General features: G+C 61.3%; 19 protein-coding genes. 8 read left to right on the top strand and 11 right to left on the bottom strand.

Annotation, left to right across the window (positions count from 1 at the left end; all coding sequences use genetic code 11):
* Genes E0H22_RS20285 through E0H22_RS20275 form a run of 3 tightly spaced genes read left to right on the top strand, consistent with a single transcriptional unit; the run spans position 1 to position 2,448 of the window.
* A complete protein-coding gene (locus E0H22_RS20285) occupies positions 1 to 993 on the top strand; it encodes a branched-chain amino acid ABC transporter permease (protein WP_233026446.1) in 993 nt (330 codons plus the stop codon).
* Positions 990 to 1,754 (top strand): ABC transporter ATP-binding protein, encoded by a 765-nt coding sequence (locus E0H22_RS20280; RefSeq protein WP_233022781.1) that lies wholly within the window; start codon positions 990 to 992, stop codon positions 1,752 to 1,754. The genes E0H22_RS20285 and E0H22_RS20280 overlap by 4 nt, the downstream gene beginning before the upstream one ends.
* The gene (locus tag E0H22_RS20275) at positions 1,735 to 2,448 is read left to right on the top strand and encodes an ABC transporter ATP-binding protein (RefSeq protein ID WP_233022780.1); all 714 of its coding nucleotides are present in this window, start codon (positions 1,735 to 1,737) and stop codon (positions 2,446 to 2,448) included. The genes E0H22_RS20280 and E0H22_RS20275 overlap by 20 nt, the downstream gene beginning before the upstream one ends.
* Positions 2,449 to 2,478: 30 nt before the next feature.
* Here E0H22_RS20275 and E0H22_RS20270 read toward each other — a convergent pair whose 3' ends face one another.
* Positions 2,479 to 2,700, bottom strand: coding sequence for a hypothetical protein (locus E0H22_RS20270; RefSeq protein WP_233022779.1), 222 nt, complete (start codon positions 2,698 to 2,700; stop codon positions 2,479 to 2,481).
* Between the two features lie 248 nt (positions 2,701 to 2,948).
* Between E0H22_RS20270 and E0H22_RS20265 the strand changes: the two genes are divergently transcribed.
* Positions 2,949 to 3,923, top strand: coding sequence for a putative bifunctional lysylphosphatidylglycerol flippase/synthetase (locus E0H22_RS20265; RefSeq protein ID WP_233022778.1), 975 nt, complete (start codon positions 2,949 to 2,951; stop codon positions 3,921 to 3,923).
* A gap of 108 nt (positions 3,924 to 4,031) precedes the next feature.
* On the opposite strand, the gene E0H22_RS20260 is transcribed toward E0H22_RS20265, so the two are convergent.
* Positions 4,032 to 4,655: a class I SAM-dependent methyltransferase gene (locus tag E0H22_RS20260; protein ID WP_233026445.1), complete on the bottom strand. Its 624-nt coding sequence runs from the start codon at positions 4,653 to 4,655 to the stop codon at positions 4,032 to 4,034.
* A gap of 253 nt (positions 4,656 to 4,908) precedes the next feature.
* Here E0H22_RS20260 and E0H22_RS20255 point away from each other — a divergent pair, with 253 nt between their 5' ends.
* A complete protein-coding gene (locus E0H22_RS20255) occupies positions 4,909 to 6,123 on the top strand; it encodes a BtaA family protein (protein WP_233022777.1) in 1,215 nt (404 codons plus the stop codon).
* 38 nt (positions 6,124 to 6,161) lie between these two features.
* Here the strand turns inward: E0H22_RS20255 and E0H22_RS20250 are convergent, their stop codons facing one another.
* The 5 genes from E0H22_RS20250 to E0H22_RS20230 form a co-directional block, all read right to left on the bottom strand.
* On the bottom strand, positions 6,162 to 6,869 hold the full coding sequence (locus tag E0H22_RS20250; RefSeq protein ID WP_233022776.1) for an ABC transporter ATP-binding protein: 708 nt from the start codon (positions 6,867 to 6,869) through the stop codon (positions 6,162 to 6,164).
* Entirely contained in the window at positions 6,856 to 7,599 is a 744-nt protein-coding gene (locus E0H22_RS20245; protein WP_233022775.1) for an ABC transporter ATP-binding protein, read from the bottom strand. Before E0H22_RS20245 ends, E0H22_RS20250 begins: the two co-directional genes overlap by 14 nt.
* Positions 7,596 to 8,525 carry a branched-chain amino acid ABC transporter permease gene (locus E0H22_RS20240; RefSeq protein ID WP_233022774.1) on the bottom strand — a complete coding sequence of 310 codons (930 nt, stop codon included), beginning with the start codon at positions 8,523 to 8,525 and terminating at the stop codon, positions 7,596 to 7,598. The genes E0H22_RS20245 and E0H22_RS20240 overlap by 4 nt, the downstream gene beginning before the upstream one ends.
* A 1-nt stretch (position 8,526) precedes the next feature.
* On the bottom strand, positions 8,527 to 9,381 hold the full coding sequence (locus tag E0H22_RS20235; protein WP_233022773.1) for a branched-chain amino acid ABC transporter permease: 855 nt from the start codon (positions 9,379 to 9,381) through the stop codon (positions 8,527 to 8,529).
* A 169-nt stretch (positions 9,382 to 9,550) separates the two neighbouring features.
* Positions 9,551 to 10,771 (bottom strand): ABC transporter substrate-binding protein, encoded by a 1,221-nt coding sequence (locus tag E0H22_RS20230; RefSeq protein ID WP_233022772.1) that lies wholly within the window; start codon positions 10,769 to 10,771, stop codon positions 9,551 to 9,553.
* Between the two features lie 784 nt (positions 10,772 to 11,555).
* Here E0H22_RS20230 and E0H22_RS20225 point away from each other — a divergent pair.
* On the top strand, positions 11,556 to 11,969 hold the full coding sequence (locus tag E0H22_RS20225) for a hypothetical protein (protein ID WP_233022771.1): 414 nt from the start codon (positions 11,556 to 11,558) through the stop codon (positions 11,967 to 11,969).
* A gap of 75 nt (positions 11,970 to 12,044) precedes the next feature.
* On the opposite strand, the gene E0H22_RS20220 is transcribed toward E0H22_RS20225, so the two are convergent.
* From E0H22_RS20220 to E0H22_RS20205, 4 genes are all read right to left on the bottom strand, one after another.
* A complete protein-coding gene (locus E0H22_RS20220; RefSeq protein ID WP_233022770.1) occupies positions 12,045 to 13,334 on the bottom strand; it encodes an ArgE/DapE family deacylase in 1,290 nt (429 codons plus the stop codon).
* A 117-nt stretch (positions 13,335 to 13,451) separates the two neighbouring features.
* A complete protein-coding gene (gene gabT, locus E0H22_RS20215) occupies positions 13,452 to 14,729 on the bottom strand; it encodes a 4-aminobutyrate--2-oxoglutarate transaminase (protein WP_233022769.1) in 1,278 nt (425 codons plus the stop codon).
* A 161-nt stretch (positions 14,730 to 14,890) separates the two neighbouring features.
* The gene (locus E0H22_RS20210) at positions 14,891 to 15,916 is read right to left on the bottom strand and encodes a histone deacetylase family protein (RefSeq protein WP_233022768.1); all 1,026 of its coding nucleotides are present in this window, start codon (positions 15,914 to 15,916) and stop codon (positions 14,891 to 14,893) included.
* Positions 15,913 to 16,620 carry a GntR family transcriptional regulator gene (locus E0H22_RS20205; protein ID WP_233022767.1) on the bottom strand — a complete coding sequence of 236 codons (708 nt, stop codon included), beginning with the start codon at positions 16,618 to 16,620 and terminating at the stop codon, positions 15,913 to 15,915. Before E0H22_RS20205 ends, E0H22_RS20210 begins: the two co-directional genes overlap by 4 nt.
* 126 nt (positions 16,621 to 16,746) lie before the next feature.
* Between E0H22_RS20205 and E0H22_RS20200 the strand changes: the two genes are divergently transcribed.
* Both E0H22_RS20200 and E0H22_RS20195 read left to right on the top strand, forming a co-directional pair.
* Positions 16,747 to 17,514, top strand: a complete 768-nt coding sequence (locus E0H22_RS20200) for a class II aldolase/adducin family protein (protein WP_430715288.1) — start codon at positions 16,747 to 16,749, stop codon at positions 17,512 to 17,514.
* A 67-nt stretch (positions 17,515 to 17,581) separates the two neighbouring features.
* The gene (locus E0H22_RS20195; RefSeq protein ID WP_233022765.1) at positions 17,582 to 19,129 is read left to right on the top strand and encodes an ABC transporter substrate-binding protein; all 1,548 of its coding nucleotides are present in this window, start codon (positions 17,582 to 17,584) and stop codon (positions 19,127 to 19,129) included.
* The last annotated feature ends 35 nt before the right edge of the window (positions 19,130 to 19,164 follow it).

Genomic DNA, 19,164 nt, shown 5'->3' with positions numbered 1-19,164 from the left:
ATGGCCGTGACCCACGTTCCCCACAAGCGCAATCTGCCGTTCGTTCAGGATGCGGCCGGTGCGCTGGCCATCCTGGCGCTCGGTGCCGTCGGCTATTTCCTCTATCCGGATGATCTCGCCTTTCTGACCCGGCTGATCGGCATCGCCTTCCTGGTGCTGTCGCTCGATCTCGTCACCGGCTATTGCGGCGTCGCGACGCTCGGCCATGCTGCGCAGTTCGGCGTGGGCGCCTATGCCGCCGGAATCGCCTGCGTCCGTGGCGTCACGGATCCGGTTGCATTGCTCGTGGTCGGCCTGTTCGCGGGCACTGTGATGGGTCTCATCTCCGGCGCCCTGATCACGCGTTTCCGCGGCTTGCCCCAGCTCGTCCTGTCGATTGCCATCGGCCAGCTCGTTGCCGGCCTTGCCAACAAACTGTCCTGGCTCACTGGCGGCAGCGACGGCCTCTCGGGCATCGAACCCAGCAAGGTGTTTGGCATCTATGGCTTCGACATGTACAGCCGCACGGCTTTTCTGTTCTCGCTCGGCGTGCTGGTCATCACTTTCATCGTGCTGAAGCGTTTCGTTCGTTCGCCCTTCGGTCTGATGTGCCGAGGTATCAAGGATGACGATCTGCGAGCCAGGATGATTGGCGTCTCCATCTATCCGCGTCTCGTGGCGATGTATGGCGTTGCGGGTGCCGTCGCCGGCATCGGGGGCGCGCTGACCGCGATCTCGACCGGTGTTGTGGGCCTCGACAGCGTCAGCTTCGAACGCTCGGCCGAAGTGCTGGTGATGCTGGTGCTCGGTGGCGCCGGTCATCTTTGGGGCGCGCTGGCCGGCACGGTGATCTTCATGATCTTCGAGCATATTGTGGCGGCCGCCAACCCGTTCCACTGGATGACCCTTGTCGGCCTTCTGCTCATTCTCATCGTGGTGTTCGCGCCGCGCGGTCTGATCGAGCCGGTGCTGTCGTTCTGGACGAAATTCAGGCGCAAGGGAGAGGCGGCATGACCGATCTCCTCGAGGCCCGCGCCGTCTCCCGCTCTTTTGGTGGCCTGCACGTGACGCGGGACGTCAATTTCAAGCTCACTTCCGGCGACCGCGTGGCTCTGATTGGTCCGAATGGCGCGGGTAAGACAACGCTGGTGAATCTGATCACCGGCGACATCGCGCCCAGTGAAGGCCAGTTCTTCATGGGTGGCGACGATATCACCCGCCTCAGCATTCCCGATCGCGTGCGGCGCGGTCTCGTGCGCACGTTCCAGGTGACACGGTTGTTTATGAATCTCACGGTCGCCGACAATGTTGCGTTGGCGATCATGCAGCGAAAGCGCACCAGCCGCCGCTTCTTCTCCAGCTCGACGGAAATGCCCGAAGTGAAAGCCGAATGGAGCGAGATCCTCGCGCATCTCGGCCTCGACCATCTCGCTTATCGCAAGGTGATCGAACTCGCCTATGGCCAGCAGCGCCTGATCGAGCTCGCCATCGGTCTCGCGCTGCATCCGAAGGTGCTGTTGCTCGACGAGCCCGCCGCCGGTGTGCCACATGACGAGGCGCCAAAGATTCTCGAGGCCATCAATCGCCTGCCGCCCGACATTGCGGTGCTGATGATTGAGCACGACATGGATCTGGTCTTCAAATTCGCGAAGCGCGTACTGGTGCTCGCGGCCGGGCGGCTGATCTTCGAAGGATCGCCTCAGGACGTCACAGCCGATCACGAAGTGCGCCGCGCCTATCTCGGGAGTTATGCCGATGCCCGCCGCAGCGCTTGAGATCCGTGACCTCTGCGCCGGCTATGGGCAGACCCGCATCATCGAGGGTGTCTCTTTCGACGTGCATCCCGGCGATCGCCTGGCCGTGCTCGGCCGTAACGGCATGGGCAAGACGACACTGCTGGCAACGCTGATGGGGCTGACCACGCGCCATGGCGGTGAGATCAGGCTCGGCGCAGACAACATCGCCGGCCGCCGCACATCGACGCGGGCCGAACTCGGCATCGGCTATGTGCCGCAAACGCGCGATATCTTCGCCTCGCTGACGGTCGAGGAGAATTTGCGCGCCGGCCTCAAGGGCCGCCCGCTGTCGGCCTTGGACGAAGCCTATGCAATGTTCCCGCGTCTGCGTGAGCGCCGCGGAAATTTCGGCAAGCAGCTCTCCGGCGGGGAGCAGCAGATGCTGTCCATGGCCCGCACACTGCTCGGCAAACCGTCAATCCTGTTGCTTGACGAACCGCTCGAGGGCCTTGCACCTGTGATCTGCGACGAATTGATGGCCATGCTGGTGCAGCTCGCCGCCACCGGCGAGATGACCATCATTCTGGTGGAACAGCAGATCGAACGCGCGCTCGATTTCGCCAACAGCGTCATGGTGATGGAGCGCGGACGTACGAGTTGGAGCGGAACGCCGGAGACCTTGAAGAGCGATCACGGACTGATCGATCGCCTGGTCGGCGTCGGTATCCACTGAGCGAGGCCGCATAACGGCCGGCGATGTGGCTCAGGCCGCGAGATCCCACAATCGAGGGCAACCACGCAGCACGACGGCGCGGCCGGTGGCGGTCAAAGCCGGGACGTCATCCACCAGCGCAACCAGGCCCAGCTCGGCCAGTTGGTCGAGCACATAGCGGTTCAGCTTGCCGATGGGGGCGTCGGTGGGGCGGAGTGCCCGCAGCATATCCCATTGGTTGGTGGTGAGCTGAAAATCCGTCTCGGTCGACATGAGGCCCTGCTTTTGGTCGTAGTTCGCGCATCGCGTTGGCGTGTATGCGAACGCCACTTACGGAGTTCGCATGAATCTCTTGCGACAGCCTTGCGGCTGAATTTGGAGTGCACCGGTTTATTTATCGGGTGACGCTCTCGCGCTCGTTTTGCGCGGCTGTCATATCGACGTGTCACATAAGCGCGCTTACTGCGGGCGCGAATCACGTCGCGTTCACTTCTAGAGAAAAGTGGAGCGGCGTGCCACCTGTGTTACGAAATATCATCGAGGTGATGCGCCATCGTCTCACTTTGCGGCTGTTCGGTATCGCGGTCAGCCTCACGATTGCCATTATTGCCTTTCTGGCGCTGAGCAAGGCGTTGAAGGGCGTCGATCTGGACAAGGTCCTGGTCGCGATGCGCATGGTGGACCCCATGGCGATCGCATTGTCGCTGGCTTTTGTCGCGATCTCGTATGGCAGCCTCACGCTTTACGATTGGCTGGCGCTCAAGATGATCGGGCGTGGGGATCTGCCATACCGCATCGCCGCGCTGGCGAATTTCACCAGCTATCCGATCGCGCACGGGACCGGAGCCGTGCTGTTGGTTTCGTCGGCCGTGCGCTATCGGATCTATGCCCCGCACGGCATCGGCCCCGGTGGTGTCGCTCGCATCTGCTTTCTCACCGGATTGACGTTCTGGCTCGGCAATCTCACGGCGCTCGCGCTGAGCACAATCTATGCGCCGGAAGCAATCAGCAAGATCGACCAGCTCGCTCCACAAGTGAATCGCGGCATTGCCGCCGCTATCTTGCTCGGCATCGTCGGCTATGTGTTCTGGACATGGAATGGCACCCGCGCAATCGGCGGCGGCCAGTGGTCGGTTCCTGTGCCGAGCGGCCGCAATGTGTTCCTGCAGATCGGCATCGGACTCGTCGACCTCGCAGCGGCCGCGCTCTCTATGTATGTGCTGATCCCGGAAACGATGAATGTCGGCGTCGCTCAGGTGATCGTGGTGTTCATCGCTGCAACGCTGCTCGGCTTTGCCAGCCACGCACCGGCCGGCATCGGCGTGTTCGACGCGACGATTTTGATCGGGCTAGGCGGCGAGCATACCGAGCAGCTGCTTGCGGTGCTGCTGCTGTTCCGCCTGTTCTATCACCTGATTCCGTTCATCCTCTCTATCGCGCTGTTCGGCGGGGTGGAGGCGTATCGGAATGTGGTGAAACGGAAGGAGCTGGCCTGACGCTCGCATTCGTAGGGCGGATGGGCGAAGCGTAATCCGCCGGTCGAATCCAAAATTGGAACTCGGCGGCGGATTACGCCTTCGGCTCATCCGCGCTACGGCTCTGAGCTACTTCTTCAATGTCAGCACGGCCGATTGCGCGTACCCACGAAACGGCCGCTTGAAATCGAGCTGGGCTTGATGGCGCTCGGCGAGAGAGGCGAGCGCATTCTGTAGTTCACGCCGCGGCGTTACATCGAACAGCGACAGCCAGTGTTGCAGCACGCGGCGTACGCTGGCGGGCAGGCGCTCCTGATCGCCGAAATCGACGATATGGAGCTTGCCGCCTGGCTTCAGCCGCGTTACCGCCTCGTCGAGGACGCCTTGCCAGTCGGGGATCATCGAGAGCGCATAGGAGGCCACGATGTGATCCGGTGCGATGCCAAAAATCTTCATCGGATCGAAATCGGTGGCATCGCCATGGGCGACGCGGATGCGGCCGTCGAGACCGTGGCGCCTAATCGAACCGAGGGCGGTGGTCAACATTTCCGTCGAGACATCGATGCCGGTGAACTGCGCTTCGGGATAACGCCACGCAGCCTGTATAAGGTTACGGCCGGTGCCGCAGCCGATTTCCAGAACCTGTGCGCCTGCCGCCGGCTTCAGTTCGGCAATGAGCTGATCGCGGCCGAGCAGATAGTAGCGGCGGGTGGCGTCATAGATGAAGCGCTGCCAGCGATACATCCGGTTCATGCGATGGGTGGCGTCGTTCGACCGGGAGGCTTGCGAAGTCGCGCCGGCGGTGGTTTCGGCTTCGGATACGATCGTCACGATGCACCTCGTCGGATGTCGGAATGAATCGCACCCATGTCAGGCGAACACGACGGCACTGTGACAGTGGGATTGTCATGCCGATCCGGCGTTAAGGAGAAGATCTGTCGCAAAACTGCAGTCTGCGGTTGATAAAAATTTCAGATTGTCGATTTGGGCCGTCAAAAGGACCGATATGAATACCCAACTGATCGCCGATGCCGTCCGCAACAGCCGTTCCAGCGATGAAGCGACGGTGTGGGATTCCCTGTTTGCCTTCTGGTTCCGCCGGCTCGTCTATACCCAGATCTGGGAAGATCCGGAGGCCGATATGGCGGCGCTTCAGTTGAAGCCGGGGTCATCGATCGTGACCATCTCCAGCGGCGGCTGCAACGCGCTGTCCTATCTCGCGGCGAAGCCGGCGCACGTCTATGCGGTGGATCTCAACGAAGCGCATCTGTCGTTGCTCAAGCTCAAGCTCGCCGGATTGCGTGCGCTGCCGAACTATCAGGATTTCTGGACCTTCTTTGGCGAGGGAAATTCCAAAGCCAATGCCGCGATCTATCGTGATCGCCTGCGCCCGCTACTGGATGAGGAGGCGCGTGGCTACTGGGATGAACGCACCTTCTTCGGCATCGGCCGTCCTCGCTACTGTTACTTTACCGACGGTTTCTATCGTCATGGCGCACTCGGCCGCTTCATCGGCTTCGGCCACATGATCGCGAAAGTCGCCGGCGTCGATCTGAATGCGTTGCTGAAAGGAGAGGTCGGATCGCTCGAGCGCGAGCAGGCGCTGGCGAAACTGCATAGCGTATTCCATTCCTGGTTCGCACGTATGCTGACGCGCACGCCGGCGCTGGTCTTCAGCCTCGGCATCCCGCCGCAGCAGCGCACGCTGCTCGCCGGGAATCAGCCGCTCAACGAGGTGCTTTATCAGCGCACCATGGCGCTGATCGACGTGCATCCGAATGCCAGCAACTACTTCGCCTGGCAGGCGCTGAGCCGCAGCTATGTCGGCCCTGGGGACATCTGCCTGCCGCCCTATCTGCAGCGGAGCCGTTATGCCGATACGTCGAGTCGCGCTGCGCTGGTGACGCCGGTGCATGCCAATCTGCGCGTATTCATCGAAAGCCTGCCGGCGCGCGAGATCGACGCCGTGGTGTTGCTCGATTCGCAGGACTGGATGGCGCCGGACGAAATTCGCGCGCTGTGGGATGCGATCGACCGCGCTGGCAATGACGGCGTCCGCGTGATTTTCCGCACTGCCGGCTCCGAATCGCCGCTGGAGGAAGAGGTGCACGCTCCGCTGCGTCACACCTGGCAGCGCGATGCCGAGCGCAGCGCGCTGGGGCATGCGCAGGATCGCTCGGGTATCTATGGCGGTTTCCACCTCTATACGCGGAAGTCGTAACTTTCCAACCTCTCCCCGGAAGCGGGGAGAAGGTAAAACTACACGCCCAGATAAATCTGCTGGATATATTTGTCTCCAGCGATGTTCTGCGCCGTGCCTTCACGCACTGTGCGGCCGTGCTCCAGCACATAGATCCGGTCCGCGATGCGCAAGGTCGAGGTCGCATCCTGTTCGACGATCAGGATCGCCGTGCCGTCACGCCTGATCTGCGTGATCGAATCGAAGATCAGACCTTTCAGGCGCGGCGCGATGCCCACCGAGGGTTCGTCGAGCAACAGGAGCTCCGGACGCCCCATCAGCGCGCGGCCGATGGCGACCATCTGCTGCTCGCCGCCGGAGAGTGTGCTCGATTGCTGCCACTGCCGCTCGCGTAGCACCGGGAAGAGGGTGAAGACGCGCTCGAGATCGGAATCGATCTCCGACTTGTTCTTGCGCAGATAGGCGCCGAGCTGTAGATTCTTTAAAACCGACAGCTCGGAAAACAGCTTTCGCCCTTCCGGGCAATGGCAGATGCCCTTGGCCACCACGTTGTAGGGTTCGACGGGATGCAGTGAAGCATCCTTGAAGTTCAGCGTGCCCTGCGCGGCGATGGAGCGCGAGATCGCCTTGAGCAGCGTGGTCTTGCCGGCACCATTAGGGCCAAGCACGCCGATCAATTCGCCTTTTTCGACAGTGATCGAAACGGATTCAATCGCCAGCGCCTTGCCGTAGCTGACCGTGAGATTCTTTACTTCAAGCAGAGGCATGTGCTTCCTCCGTCTTGCCGATATAGGCCTCGATGACCTTCTCGTTCTTCACAATGTCCTCGGGTGATCCTATGGCGATGATCTCGCCGAAATTCATCGCAATCACGCGCGATACCAGCGCCATGAATTCGCGCAGTTTGTGCTCGATCAGCAGAATCGTGAGATTCTCCTCGCGGTGCAGCCGACGGATCAGTTGGGCCAGCTGTTCGATCTCGCTGCTGCCGAGGCCGGCGAAAGGTTCGTCGAGCAGCAACAGGTCCGGTCGCGTGGCCAGCGCGCGGGCGATTTCAAGGCGGCGGAGGTCGCCATAAGGCAAGGTCTCCACCGGTTCCTTGTCGCGACCGCCGAGGCCCACCTGGACGAGCAGGTGACGCGCACGCTCCTCCTTGTCCTTGTCCAGACTTGCGCGTGGCGACATGCAGGCCACCAGCACGTTCTCAAGCAGATTCATGCCGATAAAGGGGCGCGTCAGCTGGAAGGTGCGGGCCATGCCGCGATTCACCACTTTGTAGGGAGCCAGCTCGCGGACCAGTTCGCCGTTAAAGTGAATGGTGCCCGAGGTCGGCTGCATGAAGCCGGTCAGGATGTTGAACAGCGTCGTCTTGCCGGCGCCGTTGGGACCGAGAATCCCAGTAAAGTCGCCCTTCTTGAGGTTGAAGCTGACATTCTTCACAGCGGTCAGGCCGCCGAAGCGCTTGGTGACGTCCTTGACTTCGAGAAGGTCGCTCATCGCAGGCGCTCCGTCATCCGGCGCCAGAGCGGCGCGATCAAGCCGTTGGGCAGGAAGAACAGGATCAGCATCAGCGTCAGCGTATAGATCCACAGGCGGTATTCACCGAAGCCGCGCAACATCTCGGTCAGCAGGGTCAGCAGGATCGCGGCGATCGCGGCACCGTAGATCGAACCGATGCCGCCCACATAGACCATGATGATCACGGTGATAGAGACGACAACGGAGAATAGCGGCGGTGAGACCTGCAATTGGTAATGCGCATAGAGCGCGCCGCCGAGCCCGGCAAAGGCGGCGGAGATCATCAGCGATACAATTTTATAGAAGGTGACGTTGATGCCGGCCGCCTGACATGTCGCCTCGTCGCCACGGATCGCGCGCAACAACAGGCCCCAATGCGACTGCGCGAGCAGCGTCAATACGATGACGGTGACAACCAGAATGCCGAGGGCGAACCAGTAGTAATGCAGCGGCGTCTTCATCAGCGGATCGAGGCCGTAGATGCCTTCTTCGCCACCCGTATATTCCCAAAAGATCAGACAGAGGCGTTGCAGGATCGCCGATGTGGAGAGCATGGCGAGCGCGAAATAGGGGCCGCGCAAGCGGAGCGTCGGGAAGCCGACCAGAATGGCGAAGACAACGGCAACGATGACGCCGAGCGGCAGGCTGTACCAGGGATTGGCCGCCCAGATCGACGACAGGAAGCCGGCGGTATAGGCGCCGGTGCCGATGAACAGCGAGTGTCCGAAATTCTCGCGGCCGGTGAGGCCGGACATGAAGTCCCAGCTCGAGGCCCAGATGCCGTAAATCACGCACACCGTGAGCACTCCAGTGAGGTAGTTGCTGCCGGTGATGGCCGGAATAGCGGCGAGGATGGCGACGACGAGGATGCCGCCGAGAATGTCGATGGGGGCGATGCGCTTCATGTCAGAATGCCGCCCGTCGTCCGAGGATGCCTGCCGGCCGGATCATCAGTGTGATGACGACGGCGACCAGTGACACCAGCTCCGTCCATGACGTGGAGATGAGATAGGCGACGATCGTCTCGGAATAACCGAGGATCAGCGAGGCGATAATGCTGCCCGGGATCGAGCCGAGCCCGCCGACGATGACAATGGCGAAGGCCTTGACCATCGGTAGCAGGCCCATGGTCGGTTGCACGGTAAGGAAAGGCGACACCAGGATGCCGGCCAGCGCCGCAGTGCCGGCCGAGATCGCCATCACGATGGAGAAGATGCGGTTGGTCGGGATGCCCATATATTGCGCGGCTTCCGGATCCTGTGACACCGCGAGGATCGCAGCGCCGAGCCGGGTGCGCTGGATGAACAGCCAGAGCAGCAGCAGCACGAGTACGCCCATCACGAGTGCCAACAGGCGCTGGCCGCCGATATCGACGCCGCCAATCGACAGCTTGTCTGCCACGAAGGAGGGAACATTGCGGTATTCCGACCCGAAGGTGATGAACAGCGCCTGTTCCACGGCCAGCGAGACGGCAAGTGTGATCATCAGAACCGCGAGCTGTGAGGAGCGTAGCGGGCGTACCAGGAAACGTTCCATCAGCACGCCAAAACCGGCGACCAGCAGCACCGCAAGCGGCGCTGCGATCAGCAGCGGAAAGCCCAGCAGCGAGGTGAAGACATAGGCCGAATAGGCGCCGAGCGCATAAAACGAGCCATGGGCGAGATTGAGGATGCGGGCGACGCCGAAGATCAGCGTGAAGCCGACAGCCAGCATGGCGTAGATGGCGCTCGAGACGGCGCCGTAGATGAGAATCTGGAGCATGACATTCCGGAAGTGGAGGGCAGGACGGTCGAAGCTGCCCCCGCTTGTCATCACCCGCGAAAGCGTGTGATCCAGTAAACCGAAGTGCCAAGGTTCAATCTGAGACGTCGGCGCTTACTGGATCCCCCGCTTTCGCGGGATGACAGGCGGAGTGGGCGAGGCGTTTGCCTCAGTTGCTCATCCACGGCGGCGGGATCATCGGGCCCTTGGCCGCTTCCTTCGGCCAGACGACGACGCGGGCGCCGTCCTTCTGCCACTGCGCGAACAGGAGGTTCTGAAGGCCCGGTCCCTGCTTCACGTCGTGCACTTCGTCGAACTGGATCTTGCCCGCAATGCCGACATAGTCGGTCTTCTCCAGCTCCTTGATGACGGCAGCAGGCTCAACCGAATTGGCGCGCTTCACCGCTTCGGCATAGACATGAACGGCATCGTAGGTGCCGACACCGGTATAGACGGGAGCCGTACCGAAACGCTTCACGAATTCATCCCAGAACGGAATGGTTTTCGGCGTCAATTCGGCGCGGGTTGCAAACAATCCGACGGTTTCGGCGAGCGCCTTGCCGCTGACGCGGGTGAAGAAGTCGGCATCCTGGCTCTTCACGTCGATGCCGCCGATCGGGATCGGCACCTGGGCGTCATGCCATTGCTTGACGAAGATGTCGGAGGAGGCGTGCGACAGGATCACGATGAGGTATTGCGCACCGGAATTCTTCACCTTGGCGAACAGCGGAGAGAAGTCCGAGGTCGAGGTGTCGAAGAATTCCGACATCGGCACTTCGGTGCCGCCATCCACGGCTCCCTTCTTCAGGATCGGTACGAGGTCTTGCACCCATTTGGCGTTCTCGCCGACGATGGCGACCTTCTTCAGACCCATCTCGCCCTTGAGCTTGCCGTTGATGAAGTCCACCAGCGCGCGAGCCTGATGGCCGGCATGGATCGGCGAGACGCGGAAGATGTATTTGTAGTTCTCATAGTCCGTTTTCACCTTGGCGGTGATGGCGGGAGACGCAGCGCCGACGCCGAGATAGATCGTCTTGGCGTTGGAAATATGCGGCAGCTGCGCGAGCGTGACGCCTGACGTGTAGCCGCCGATCAGCACATCCACCTTCTCGTCAGCGGTCAGCTTCTTGATGGCGGCTATACCCTGTTCGGGATTCTCGGTCTCGTCGGCAACGACGATTTCCAGCTTTCGGCCGAGCAATCCGCCCTTGGCGTTGATCTCCTCGATCGCCATCTTGGCTGCGTTTTGCGTATCGCGGCCGACCTGCAATTGGATGGATGTGGGAAGGCCGATCTTGATCGGCTGCTGCGCGGTCGCTGGCATAGTTGAAGCAAGGGCGCCAGCAACAATCACACTGGCAGCCGCAAGCGGCCTCAGAAATGAGCTCATGGTATCTCTCCCTAGACTTACATCTGGGTCATTGCCCGATGTTTTTTATGTCAAGCAGACTGCCAAGCGCGCGGAGCGCAAGTCAAGGACGATTGCGCACGAAGGCACGTCGTCGTGGCGTGTCAGGTGCTCGTTTGTCAGGCAAGTTCTGTTGCAATGCGAGCCTGGCGTTGTCGATCGATGTCATGGCGTTCGCAAAAACTGCGAGCGATTGCGTCGTGTGCGGCCGGAAAGGTCGCATGCAAACATAGTTTGAATTGATGTTTGAAACGGCGGCATCACTGTGCGAAGGGGTGGGACCGCCGACGCAGGTGAAAACGGCGGTCCCGTGCCGCGCATTGAAATTCGGGAAGGGAAAGCGACTTCCGCATCCGCGCTGCACGGCACGGGATCGACGGTATATTAAGCCGCGTTTGCCGCAACTTGCTTCAAATTTTAACCTAACTGATTAGGCTTACCCGACCCACTTTTCGAACAACTCCGCCAAGGTCGGAGAATAATTTGCTACGCGATCCCGCTTTGTAGGCATCGGCGGGGTCTCGTTGCCGTCGGTGCGGTTTTCCTGCCGCCGCTGAGCATGTCGTGCCCACAGGAGATCCGATGGCGCCGTCGCCATATCGCCTGGATCAGGCGGCAGTTGCGGCCGAGCTGTTAGGCTTATCAGCGGAAATCCCTGTCCGGGTGCTGTTTTCGGGGAACAGCCGGATGGATTCCCGGTTGTTCGTCCATAAATTGAAGCCATTGTAATATCCAGAAAGCCGGAACGTGGCCTCGGGAGGCCTAGATGACGTTCAGATTTTCGAGTTCAGTCGCCGTCGTGATCGCATTGCTGACGGGAGTGTCGGTTGCGCGGGCGGAGCCGGCTGCAACGACTTACAAGGCCGGTGAATTCCTGACGCTTGATCTGTCGACGGCATTGCTGTCGCCGAAGTTGCTAGGGCCCCGCGCGCAGTTCGAGCCCTATCCGATCGAAGCCCGCGCCGATGCCAAGAATGCAATCGATGCGGCGGCGGACAAGCCGGTAGCGCAGAAGGCCGTGCAGGCGGCCAAGCGGCCGCGCAATGTTGCCACGCGCCCGCAGCCAACCGCACGCACCCGCGTTGCCCGTCCGCGCGGCAACCCCATGGACGCCAACGCGGCGGATACACGGGTTCAAACCTGGCCGTGCCGGTCGGGCGGGATCTGTAACTGGCGGTGAGCTGGCTTTCTCCTTTGCAAATGTAAACGGCGACGCAATGCGTCGCCGTTGTTCGTTCAGAAGAGACGCAAGGGTTTAGCCCTTGACCTCTTCCACACCGCACCATTCGGCGATGAACAGCGCCAGCGCCGTCGTCGTCTTCTTCAGCGAAGGCAGGTTGACGCCCTCGTCGAAGCCGTGGACGCCGCGCGAGATACAGCCATAGTTCAGCGTCGGCACCTTGTCGAACAGCGCATAGACGCGGCTGTCGAGATAGGCCAGCGACGTTTCCGGCTTGGGCTTCTGGCCGAACACCGCTTCATGCGCGGCCGCCAGCGTGTTCTCGGCATCCGAGCCGGGCTTCAGCTCATAGCCTTCGGCCTGGAAGCCGTTGAAGGTCACGGTCGGCGGGATGTTCGACAGGAACGGATCCTGACGCGCGAAGGCGGAGACGCGGTCGACGATCTCCTTCTTCGCGGCGTCGGCGGTCTTGCCGGGCAGCAGCGAGATGCGGAAGTCGATCTTGCACCAGGCCGGGACCGACGAGGCCCAGTCGCCGCCGGCGATCTTGCCGATGTTGAGGTTGACCGGCTTCTCGATGTGCTTGAAGTGCTCGTGCTGGTCCTTGGTCGCGTTCCACTCGGTCTCGAGCTTGCGCAGTTCGCCGACGACGCGATAGGCGCCGTCGATGGCGTTGGCGCCGGTGCCCATGCGCTGCACATGCACAGGGACGCCGCGCACTTCCACCTGGAACCAGACCACGCCGACATTGGCGCGGGTGATGGTCTCATGCGATGGCTCCGAGATCACCACGGCATCGGCCTTGTAGCCGCGCAGATGCGTCATCAACGCGCCGTCGCCTGTCGACTCTTCCTCGACCACCGACTGGATGTAGACAGTGGCTGCTGGCTGCAGGCCGATGCTCTTGAGCGCATCGAGCGCGAAGATGTTGGAGGCACAGCCCGCCTTCATGTCGCCGGCTCCGCGGCCCTGCATCCACTCGCCCTGGATCACGGGATCGTAGGGCGGGGTGCTCCACATGTCGTGCGGGCCTTCCGGCACCACGTCCACATGGCCCTGCAGGATCAGCGAGCGGCCTGTCTCATTGCGCGGGCGATGCGTGCCCACAACGATCGGAGCCTGCGAATGCAGCGCATCCCATGCGCCCGCGCCGGGATGGCGCTTCAGCGCTTCGGTGTCCATGTTGAAGCGCTCCATGCTGTAGCCGCGCTCCTTCATGGCGCGGAACATGAAGTCCTGCATGGTGTGTTCGTTGCCACGGGTGGACTCGTGGCGAACCATGTCCTGGGTGAACTTGACCTGGGCATCGAAACCCTTGTCGACGGCGGCGATGATCTTGTCGCGGAGGGCGGGATCGAGAGGCATTCGAGTGTTTTCCTTTTTATTGATTTGCTTTGGTCGTCGAAAGTAACGGTGGCGCGGGATCACCTCTCCCCCCCCCCCTAACGAAGCTTCGCTTCGCGGGGGAGAGGTAAAACAAGATCAAGCCGTCAATGCGCGTTCGAGCTTTTCCATGCCTTCATCCAGGACCTCGTCCTGGGCCGTCAGCGGCACCAGCACGCGAATGGTGTTGAAATTGACGCCGCAGGACAGCAGCACGAGACCTTCCTCGACCGCCTTTTGCGTCACCTTCTTGGTCACTTCGGCATCCGGCATGTCGCTGCCGCGCTCTTTGACGATATCGAAGGCGATCATGGCGCCGACATTGCGAATCGAGGCGATCGGCACGAGGTCGTTGCGCTGCTGCATTTTCTTGAGACGCGTGGTGATGCGCTCGCCGATATGGTTGGCGCGCTCGACCAGCTTTTCCTTCTCGAACACGTCGAGCACGGCCATGGCGGCGGCGATCGCCAGCGGGTTGCCGGCATAGGTGCCGCCCAGGCCGCCCGGATCGGCAGCGTCCATGATCTTCGCCTTGCCGATCACGCCCGACAGCGGGAAACCGCCGGCGAGGCTCTTTGCCACGGTGATGAGGTCGGGCTTCACGTCGTAATGTTCCATCGCGAACATCTTGCCGGTGCGACCGTAGCCGGTCTGCACTTCGTCGGCGATGAAGACGATGCCGTTCTCGTCGCAAATCTTGCGCAGCGCCCGCATTAGCTCCGGCGGCGCCTGATGGAAGCCTCCTTCGCCCTGCACGGGCTCGATGATGATGGCAGCGACGCGGGCCGGATCGATGTCGGCCTTGAACAGGAAGTTCAGATACTTCAGCGATTCCTCGACCGTGACATCGAGCTGCGGCGCCGGGAAGGGCACGTGCCAGACTTCCGGCATGGAGGCGCCGAAGCCCTTCTTGTAGGGGAACACCTTGCCGGTCATGGTCATGGTCATGTGGGTGCGGCCATGGAAGCCGCCGGTGAAGGCGATCACGCCGGCGCGGCCGGTGGCGGCACGTGCCATTTTGATGGCGTTTTCGGTGGCTTCCGCGCCGGTGGTGAAGAAGGCAGTCTTCACGGGCCCGTCGATCGGAACAAGCTTGTTGAGGCGCTCGGCAAGAGCGACATAGGATTCATACAGCAGCACCTGGAAGCAGGTGTGCGTGAAGTTCTCCATCTGAGCCTTGACGGCGGCCATGACGTGCGGATGGCAATGGCCGGTGTTCAGCACGGCGATGCCGCCGGCGAAATCCACGTAGCGCTTGCCTTCGACATCCCAAACCTCGGCGTTCAGCGCGCGCTGCGCCGAGATCGGGGTGGAGTGGCCGATGCCGCGGGGAACCGCGGCTTCGCGGCGCGCGAAGATTTCTGCATTGGTGGCCATGGAAAGGAGTCCTTCGAGTTTAATGGAGTTTCGTGTTGTTGGTGTTGGTGCAGGTGGGTTGTCCGTAGGATGGGTAGAGCGGAGCGAAACCCATCACTTCGGTGGTTGCGTATGATGGGTTTCGCGAAAACGCTCAACCCATCCTACGAGCAGCGTCGATGTCAGCGCGCTGATTCAAATCCGGCGAGCGTGGAGGTGAGGTTGGCGCCCAGGATGTCGGAGAGATATCCGCCTTCCTGAACGATGACGGTGGGCAGGCCCATGCGCGCGATGGCGGCGCCGATACGGTTGAAGCCCGGCGTGGTGACCTTCAGCGCCGCGAGCGGATCGTGCTCCGATGCGTCGAGACCGAGAGCAACGACAAGCGCGCCCGGTGCGAACGACTTGATCGTTTTCTCGGCGACAGCGAGCGCATCGATGAAACCGTCGTCGCTGGTGCCGAGCGCGAGCGGGATGTTGAGATTGGTGCCAAGGCCGTTGCCTTCGCCCTTCTCGTCGGCGTAGCCCCAGACGAACGGATAGTAGCCGGTGGGATCGGCATGGATGGAGACGGTCAGCACGTCCGGGCGTGCATAGAAGATGCCCTGGGTGCCGTTGCCGTGATGCACGTCGACGTCGAGGATGGCGACGCGCTCGTGCTTGGTGCGCAGATGCTCGGCGGCGATCGCCGAGTTGTTCATGAAACAGAAGCCGCCGGCCATGTCCCTATAGGCATGATGGCCGGGCGGGCGGCACAGGGCGTAGACGGCGTCTTCGCCATCCATCACCATATGCGTGGCGGTGACGGCGACGTCGGTCGAGGCGCAGGCGCCGGCCCAGGTGCCAGGGCCGATCGGCGCTGCGGTATCGGCGGTGTGCCAGCCCAGCTTGCCGATAATGTGGGTCGGATAGCTGCCCGGCACGCGATTGGGGTGGATGTTGGCGATCATTTCCGTGCCGTAGTCCGGCAGCTTGATCCATTCCTCCCAGGCGCTTTCGAGGAAGCGCAGATATTCCGGCGAATGCACGCGGGCACGCGGACCCTGGCCGAATTCAGTGGGCGCGACCAGCGTGTGCTTGCCGTCGGCGAGTCCCTTGAGCAGGCGCTCGGCACGCTCCGGCTGTTCGGTGGTCTTGCGCACCTGGCCGCGCACCAGGAAGAATTGCGGGTCATGACTCTTGTGTTTGTCCGAATAGACTGCCTTCACGTGGCGGCTCCATTGGTTGATGCGGGAATTTCGCGAACGAGTTTGCCGACTTCGCGCCAGGCCGACGCGATGTGATAGTCGAAGCGTGCGGTAATGATGTCGGCGTGCCCTTGGTCCAGCACCTCGAGCAGTACGTCATGCGTTTGAGCGATACGATGCGGATCGTCATAGAGCCGCCCGATCAGGCCGATCACCATGCGCATTTCCGACGACAGGTCGTCGAACACTTTCAGCAAGCGCTTGCTACCGGCGATCTCGACGATCATGCGGTGGAATTTGTAGTCTTCCTCGACCTGCCTCGCATGGTCTTCCAGGTCGGCCGTCTCGTGCAGGACGTCGATCTGCCGGCGCAGCGCGTCGCGATTGGCCGGGGTGAGGTTTTTCGACGCAAGCACGGCAGCGTGGCATTCCACGCAAATCCGAAGATCGTAGATTTCATCGATATCGGCTGTTTCCAGTTTGCGTACGAAGAAACCGCGGCGGGGATGCGAGACGAGCAGGCCCTGTTGCTCCAGCAAACGGGCGGCTTCGCGGACGGGCGCACGGCTGATGCCGAGTTCGCGCGCGATGCCTGCCTCGACCACCTTTGCGCCGGGGGCGAGCTGCCCGCTCACCACCGCTTGGGTCAGCACACGCGCCACCTGACCGACGAGATCGATATCGGTGAGGGCGGCCAGACCAACAGGAGGAGACATCAAGCGCATGGGAAAAGCCCGTTTCATGCCGTGTACAAGAATTAAGCGTCGATTGTCGACAGTTTAATCTTGCGGCCTGCCATGCGATTGTGTTTGCTCACTCCACCTTAAAAGCCGGGAAGTATGCCTGTGAATATGCACGCCAATTTGACGCCGACCCTCGATGCTGCCAAGCAAGTTCGTGTCGATCTCGCCGCTGCCTATCGCTTGATCCATCGCCACGGCCTCGATGACAGCATTTACACGCATATCTCCGTGCGCGTTCCCGGCACGCAGGACCGCTTCCTTATCAATCCTTACGGCATGCGCTTCGAGGAAGTGACGGCGTCGAACCTCGTCACCGTCGATGTCGACGGCAAGGTCGTGGATGATCCGCTCGGCCTCGGCATCAATCCGGCCGGCTTCACCATCCACAGCGCGGTGCATATGGCACGCCACGATGCGCAGTGCGTTTTGCATACGCACACTGTCGCCGGCGTCGCGGTGTCGTGCCTGAAGGAAGGTTTGATGCCGCTGAACCAGTGGTCGATGCAGTTCACCGACCGCATCGCCTATCATGATTTCGAAGGCATCGCGCTCGACCTCTCCGAACGTGAGCGCCTCGTGGCCGACCTAGGCGACAAGATGGTGCTCATCCTGCGCAACCATGGCTTGCTCACCTGCGGTCGTTCGGTCGGCGAGGCGTTCAAGCTGATGTTCAACATGGAGCGTTCCTGCCGCGCGCAGCTCGCGATCCTTGCAACCGGTGCCGAAGTCATTCGCCCTTCGCATGCCATTGCCGCACACACCGCCGGCCAGTATGACCGTGGCTACGAGAAGGTGCACGCAGAGGGCAAGCCGGACAGCGAGTGGGAAGCGTTCAAGCGCATGCTCGATCGGACGGACGCCGACTATAAAAATTGATTCTGTTTGCACCAATCATCGTCAACGAATCCGGGTGACGTGCCGTGAGGCACTAAGGGGGAAAGAGATGTTGAAGAAACTGGTACTGGCTCTGGCGCTCGGCAGCGTGAGCACATTCGCCCTGGCGCAGGAGCCGAAACTCGGCGGCACCATCAATGCCGTGATTCAGCCCGAACCGCCGGGCCTGATGCTGGCGCTGGTGCAGAACGGTCCGACCCAAATGGTGTCGGGCAACATCTATGAAGGCCTGCTGCGCTATAACAAGAAGCTGGAGCCGGAGCCGGGCCTCGCTGAAAGCTGGACCATCAGCCCCGATGCCAAGACCTACACGTTCAAGCTCAAGCAGGGCGTGACCTGGCACGACGGTAAGCCCTTCACCTCGGCTGACGTGCTGTTCTCCATTGAGACGCTGAAGGTTACCCATGCCCGTGCCCGCGGCAATCTGGTGCAGCTCGAGAAGGTCGAGGCGCCGGACGACTACACGGTGGTGTTCACGCTGAAGCAGCCCTTCGGTCCGTTCATCGGCATTTTCGAAGTCGGCTCGATGCCGATGATCCCGAAGCACATCTATGAAGGCACCGACATCAAGACCAATCCGGCGAACAACACGCCGATCGGCACCGGCCCCTTCATGTTCAAGGAATGGAAGAAGGGCTCGTTCATCCAGCTGGTGAAGAACCCGAACTATCACGTCAAGGGCAAGCCCTATATCGACGGCATCTACTGGCAGATCATTCCGGATGCCGCCGCGCGCTCGGTGGCTTACGAAACCGGCAAGGTGGACGTGCTGCCGGGCGGTTCGATCGAAAATTTCGACGTGCCGCGCGTCAGCAAGCTGCCGAACACCTGCGTCACCGGTGAAGGTTGGGAATTCTTCTCGCCGCTCGCCTGGATGTGGCTGAACAATCGCAATCCGATCCTCGCCAACAAGAAGGTCCGTCAGGCCATCATGTATGCGGTGGACCGCGAATTCGCCAAGGATGTGATCTGGAACGGGCTCGGCAAGGTAGCGACCGGCCCGTCGGCATCGACCATCAAGTTCTACACCGATGACGTGCCGAAATATCCCTACGATCCGGCCAAGGCCAAGGCTCTGCTGAAGGAGGCCGGCTACAAAGGCGAGAAGATCCGCATCATGCCGCTGCCCTATGGCGAGACCTGGCAGCGCTGGGGTGAAGCCGTGAAGCAGAACCTCGTCGATGTCGGATTCAATATCGAAACCATCGCGACGGACGTGCCGGGCTCGAACCAGCGCAACATGGAGTGGGATTTCGATATCTCCTTCACCTATCTCTATCAGTACGGCGATCCGGCTCTCGGTGTGGCGCGTAACTATATTACGAGCCAGATCGTGAAGGGGCAGCTCTTCAACAATCTCGAAGGCTATTCGAATCCCGAGGTCGACAAGCTGTTCGAAGAAGGCGCGGTGGCGACACCGGATTCGAAGCGCAAGGAGATCTACGACAAAGTGCAGAAGATCCTTGTTGAAGACGTTCCGGTGGCCTGGCTGCTCGAATTGCAGTTCCCGACCATCATGAACTGCAAGGTCAAGAACCTCATCACCACGGGTATCGGCGTGAATGACGGTTTCCGCGATGCCTGGATCGACAAATAAGTAACGCTGCCCAGTGCCCGTGACGATCATCATGA

The organism is Rhodopseudomonas boonkerdii (assembly GCF_021184025.1).
Lineage (GTDB): Bacteria > Pseudomonadota > Alphaproteobacteria > Rhizobiales > Xanthobacteraceae > Tardiphaga > Tardiphaga boonkerdii.
Note: the sequence above shows the minus strand (reverse complement) of the source record. Positions and strands in the feature narration are given on the sequence as shown.

What these genes read in the sequence shown, in the direction of transcription:
- E0H22_RS20285 (WP_233026446.1), top strand. Translation starts at nt 1, where the DNA reads ATGGCCGTGACCCACGTTCCCCACAAGCGCAATCTGCCGTTCGTTCAG.
- E0H22_RS20280 (WP_233022781.1), top strand. Translation starts at nt 990, where the DNA reads ATGACCGATCTCCTCGAGGCCCGCGCCGTCTCCCGCTCTTTTGGTGGC.
- E0H22_RS20275 (WP_233022780.1), top strand. Translation starts at nt 1,735, where the DNA reads ATGCCCGCCGCAGCGCTTGAGATCCGTGACCTCTGCGCCGGCTATGGG.
- E0H22_RS20270 (WP_233022779.1), bottom strand. Translation starts at nt 2,700, where the DNA reads ATGTCGACCGAGACGGATTTTCAGCTCACCACCAACCAATGGGATATG.
- E0H22_RS20260 (WP_233026445.1), bottom strand. Translation starts at nt 4,655, where the DNA reads ATGAACCGGATGTATCGCTGGCAGCGCTTCATCTATGACGCCACCCGC.
- E0H22_RS20255 (WP_233022777.1), top strand. Translation starts at nt 4,909, where the DNA reads ATGAATACCCAACTGATCGCCGATGCCGTCCGCAACAGCCGTTCCAGC.
- E0H22_RS20250 (WP_233022776.1), bottom strand. Translation starts at nt 6,869, where the DNA reads ATGCCTCTGCTTGAAGTAAAGAATCTCACGGTCAGCTACGGCAAGGCG.
- E0H22_RS20245 (WP_233022775.1), bottom strand. Translation starts at nt 7,599, where the DNA reads ATGAGCGACCTTCTCGAAGTCAAGGACGTCACCAAGCGCTTCGGCGGC.
- E0H22_RS20240 (WP_233022774.1), bottom strand. Translation starts at nt 8,525, where the DNA reads ATGAAGCGCATCGCCCCCATCGACATTCTCGGCGGCATCCTCGTCGTC.
- E0H22_RS20235 (WP_233022773.1), bottom strand. Translation starts at nt 9,381, where the DNA reads ATGCTCCAGATTCTCATCTACGGCGCCGTCTCGAGCGCCATCTACGCC.
- E0H22_RS20230 (WP_233022772.1), bottom strand. Translation starts at nt 10,771, where the DNA reads ATGAGCTCATTTCTGAGGCCGCTTGCGGCTGCCAGTGTGATTGTTGCT.
- E0H22_RS20225 (WP_233022771.1), top strand. Translation starts at nt 11,556, where the DNA reads ATGACGTTCAGATTTTCGAGTTCAGTCGCCGTCGTGATCGCATTGCTG.
- E0H22_RS20220 (WP_233022770.1), bottom strand. Translation starts at nt 13,334, where the DNA reads ATGCCTCTCGATCCCGCCCTCCGCGACAAGATCATCGCCGCCGTCGAC.
- gabT (WP_233022769.1), bottom strand. Translation starts at nt 14,729, where the DNA reads ATGGCCACCAATGCAGAAATCTTCGCGCGCCGCGAAGCCGCGGTTCCC.
- E0H22_RS20205 (WP_233022767.1), bottom strand. Translation starts at nt 16,620, where the DNA reads ATGCGCTTGATGTCTCCTCCTGTTGGTCTGGCCGCCCTCACCGATATC.
- E0H22_RS20200 (WP_430715288.1), top strand. Translation starts at nt 16,747, where the DNA reads ATGCACGCCAATTTGACGCCGACCCTCGATGCTGCCAAGCAAGTTCGT.
- E0H22_RS20195 (WP_233022765.1), top strand. Translation starts at nt 17,582, where the DNA reads ATGTTGAAGAAACTGGTACTGGCTCTGGCGCTCGGCAGCGTGAGCACA.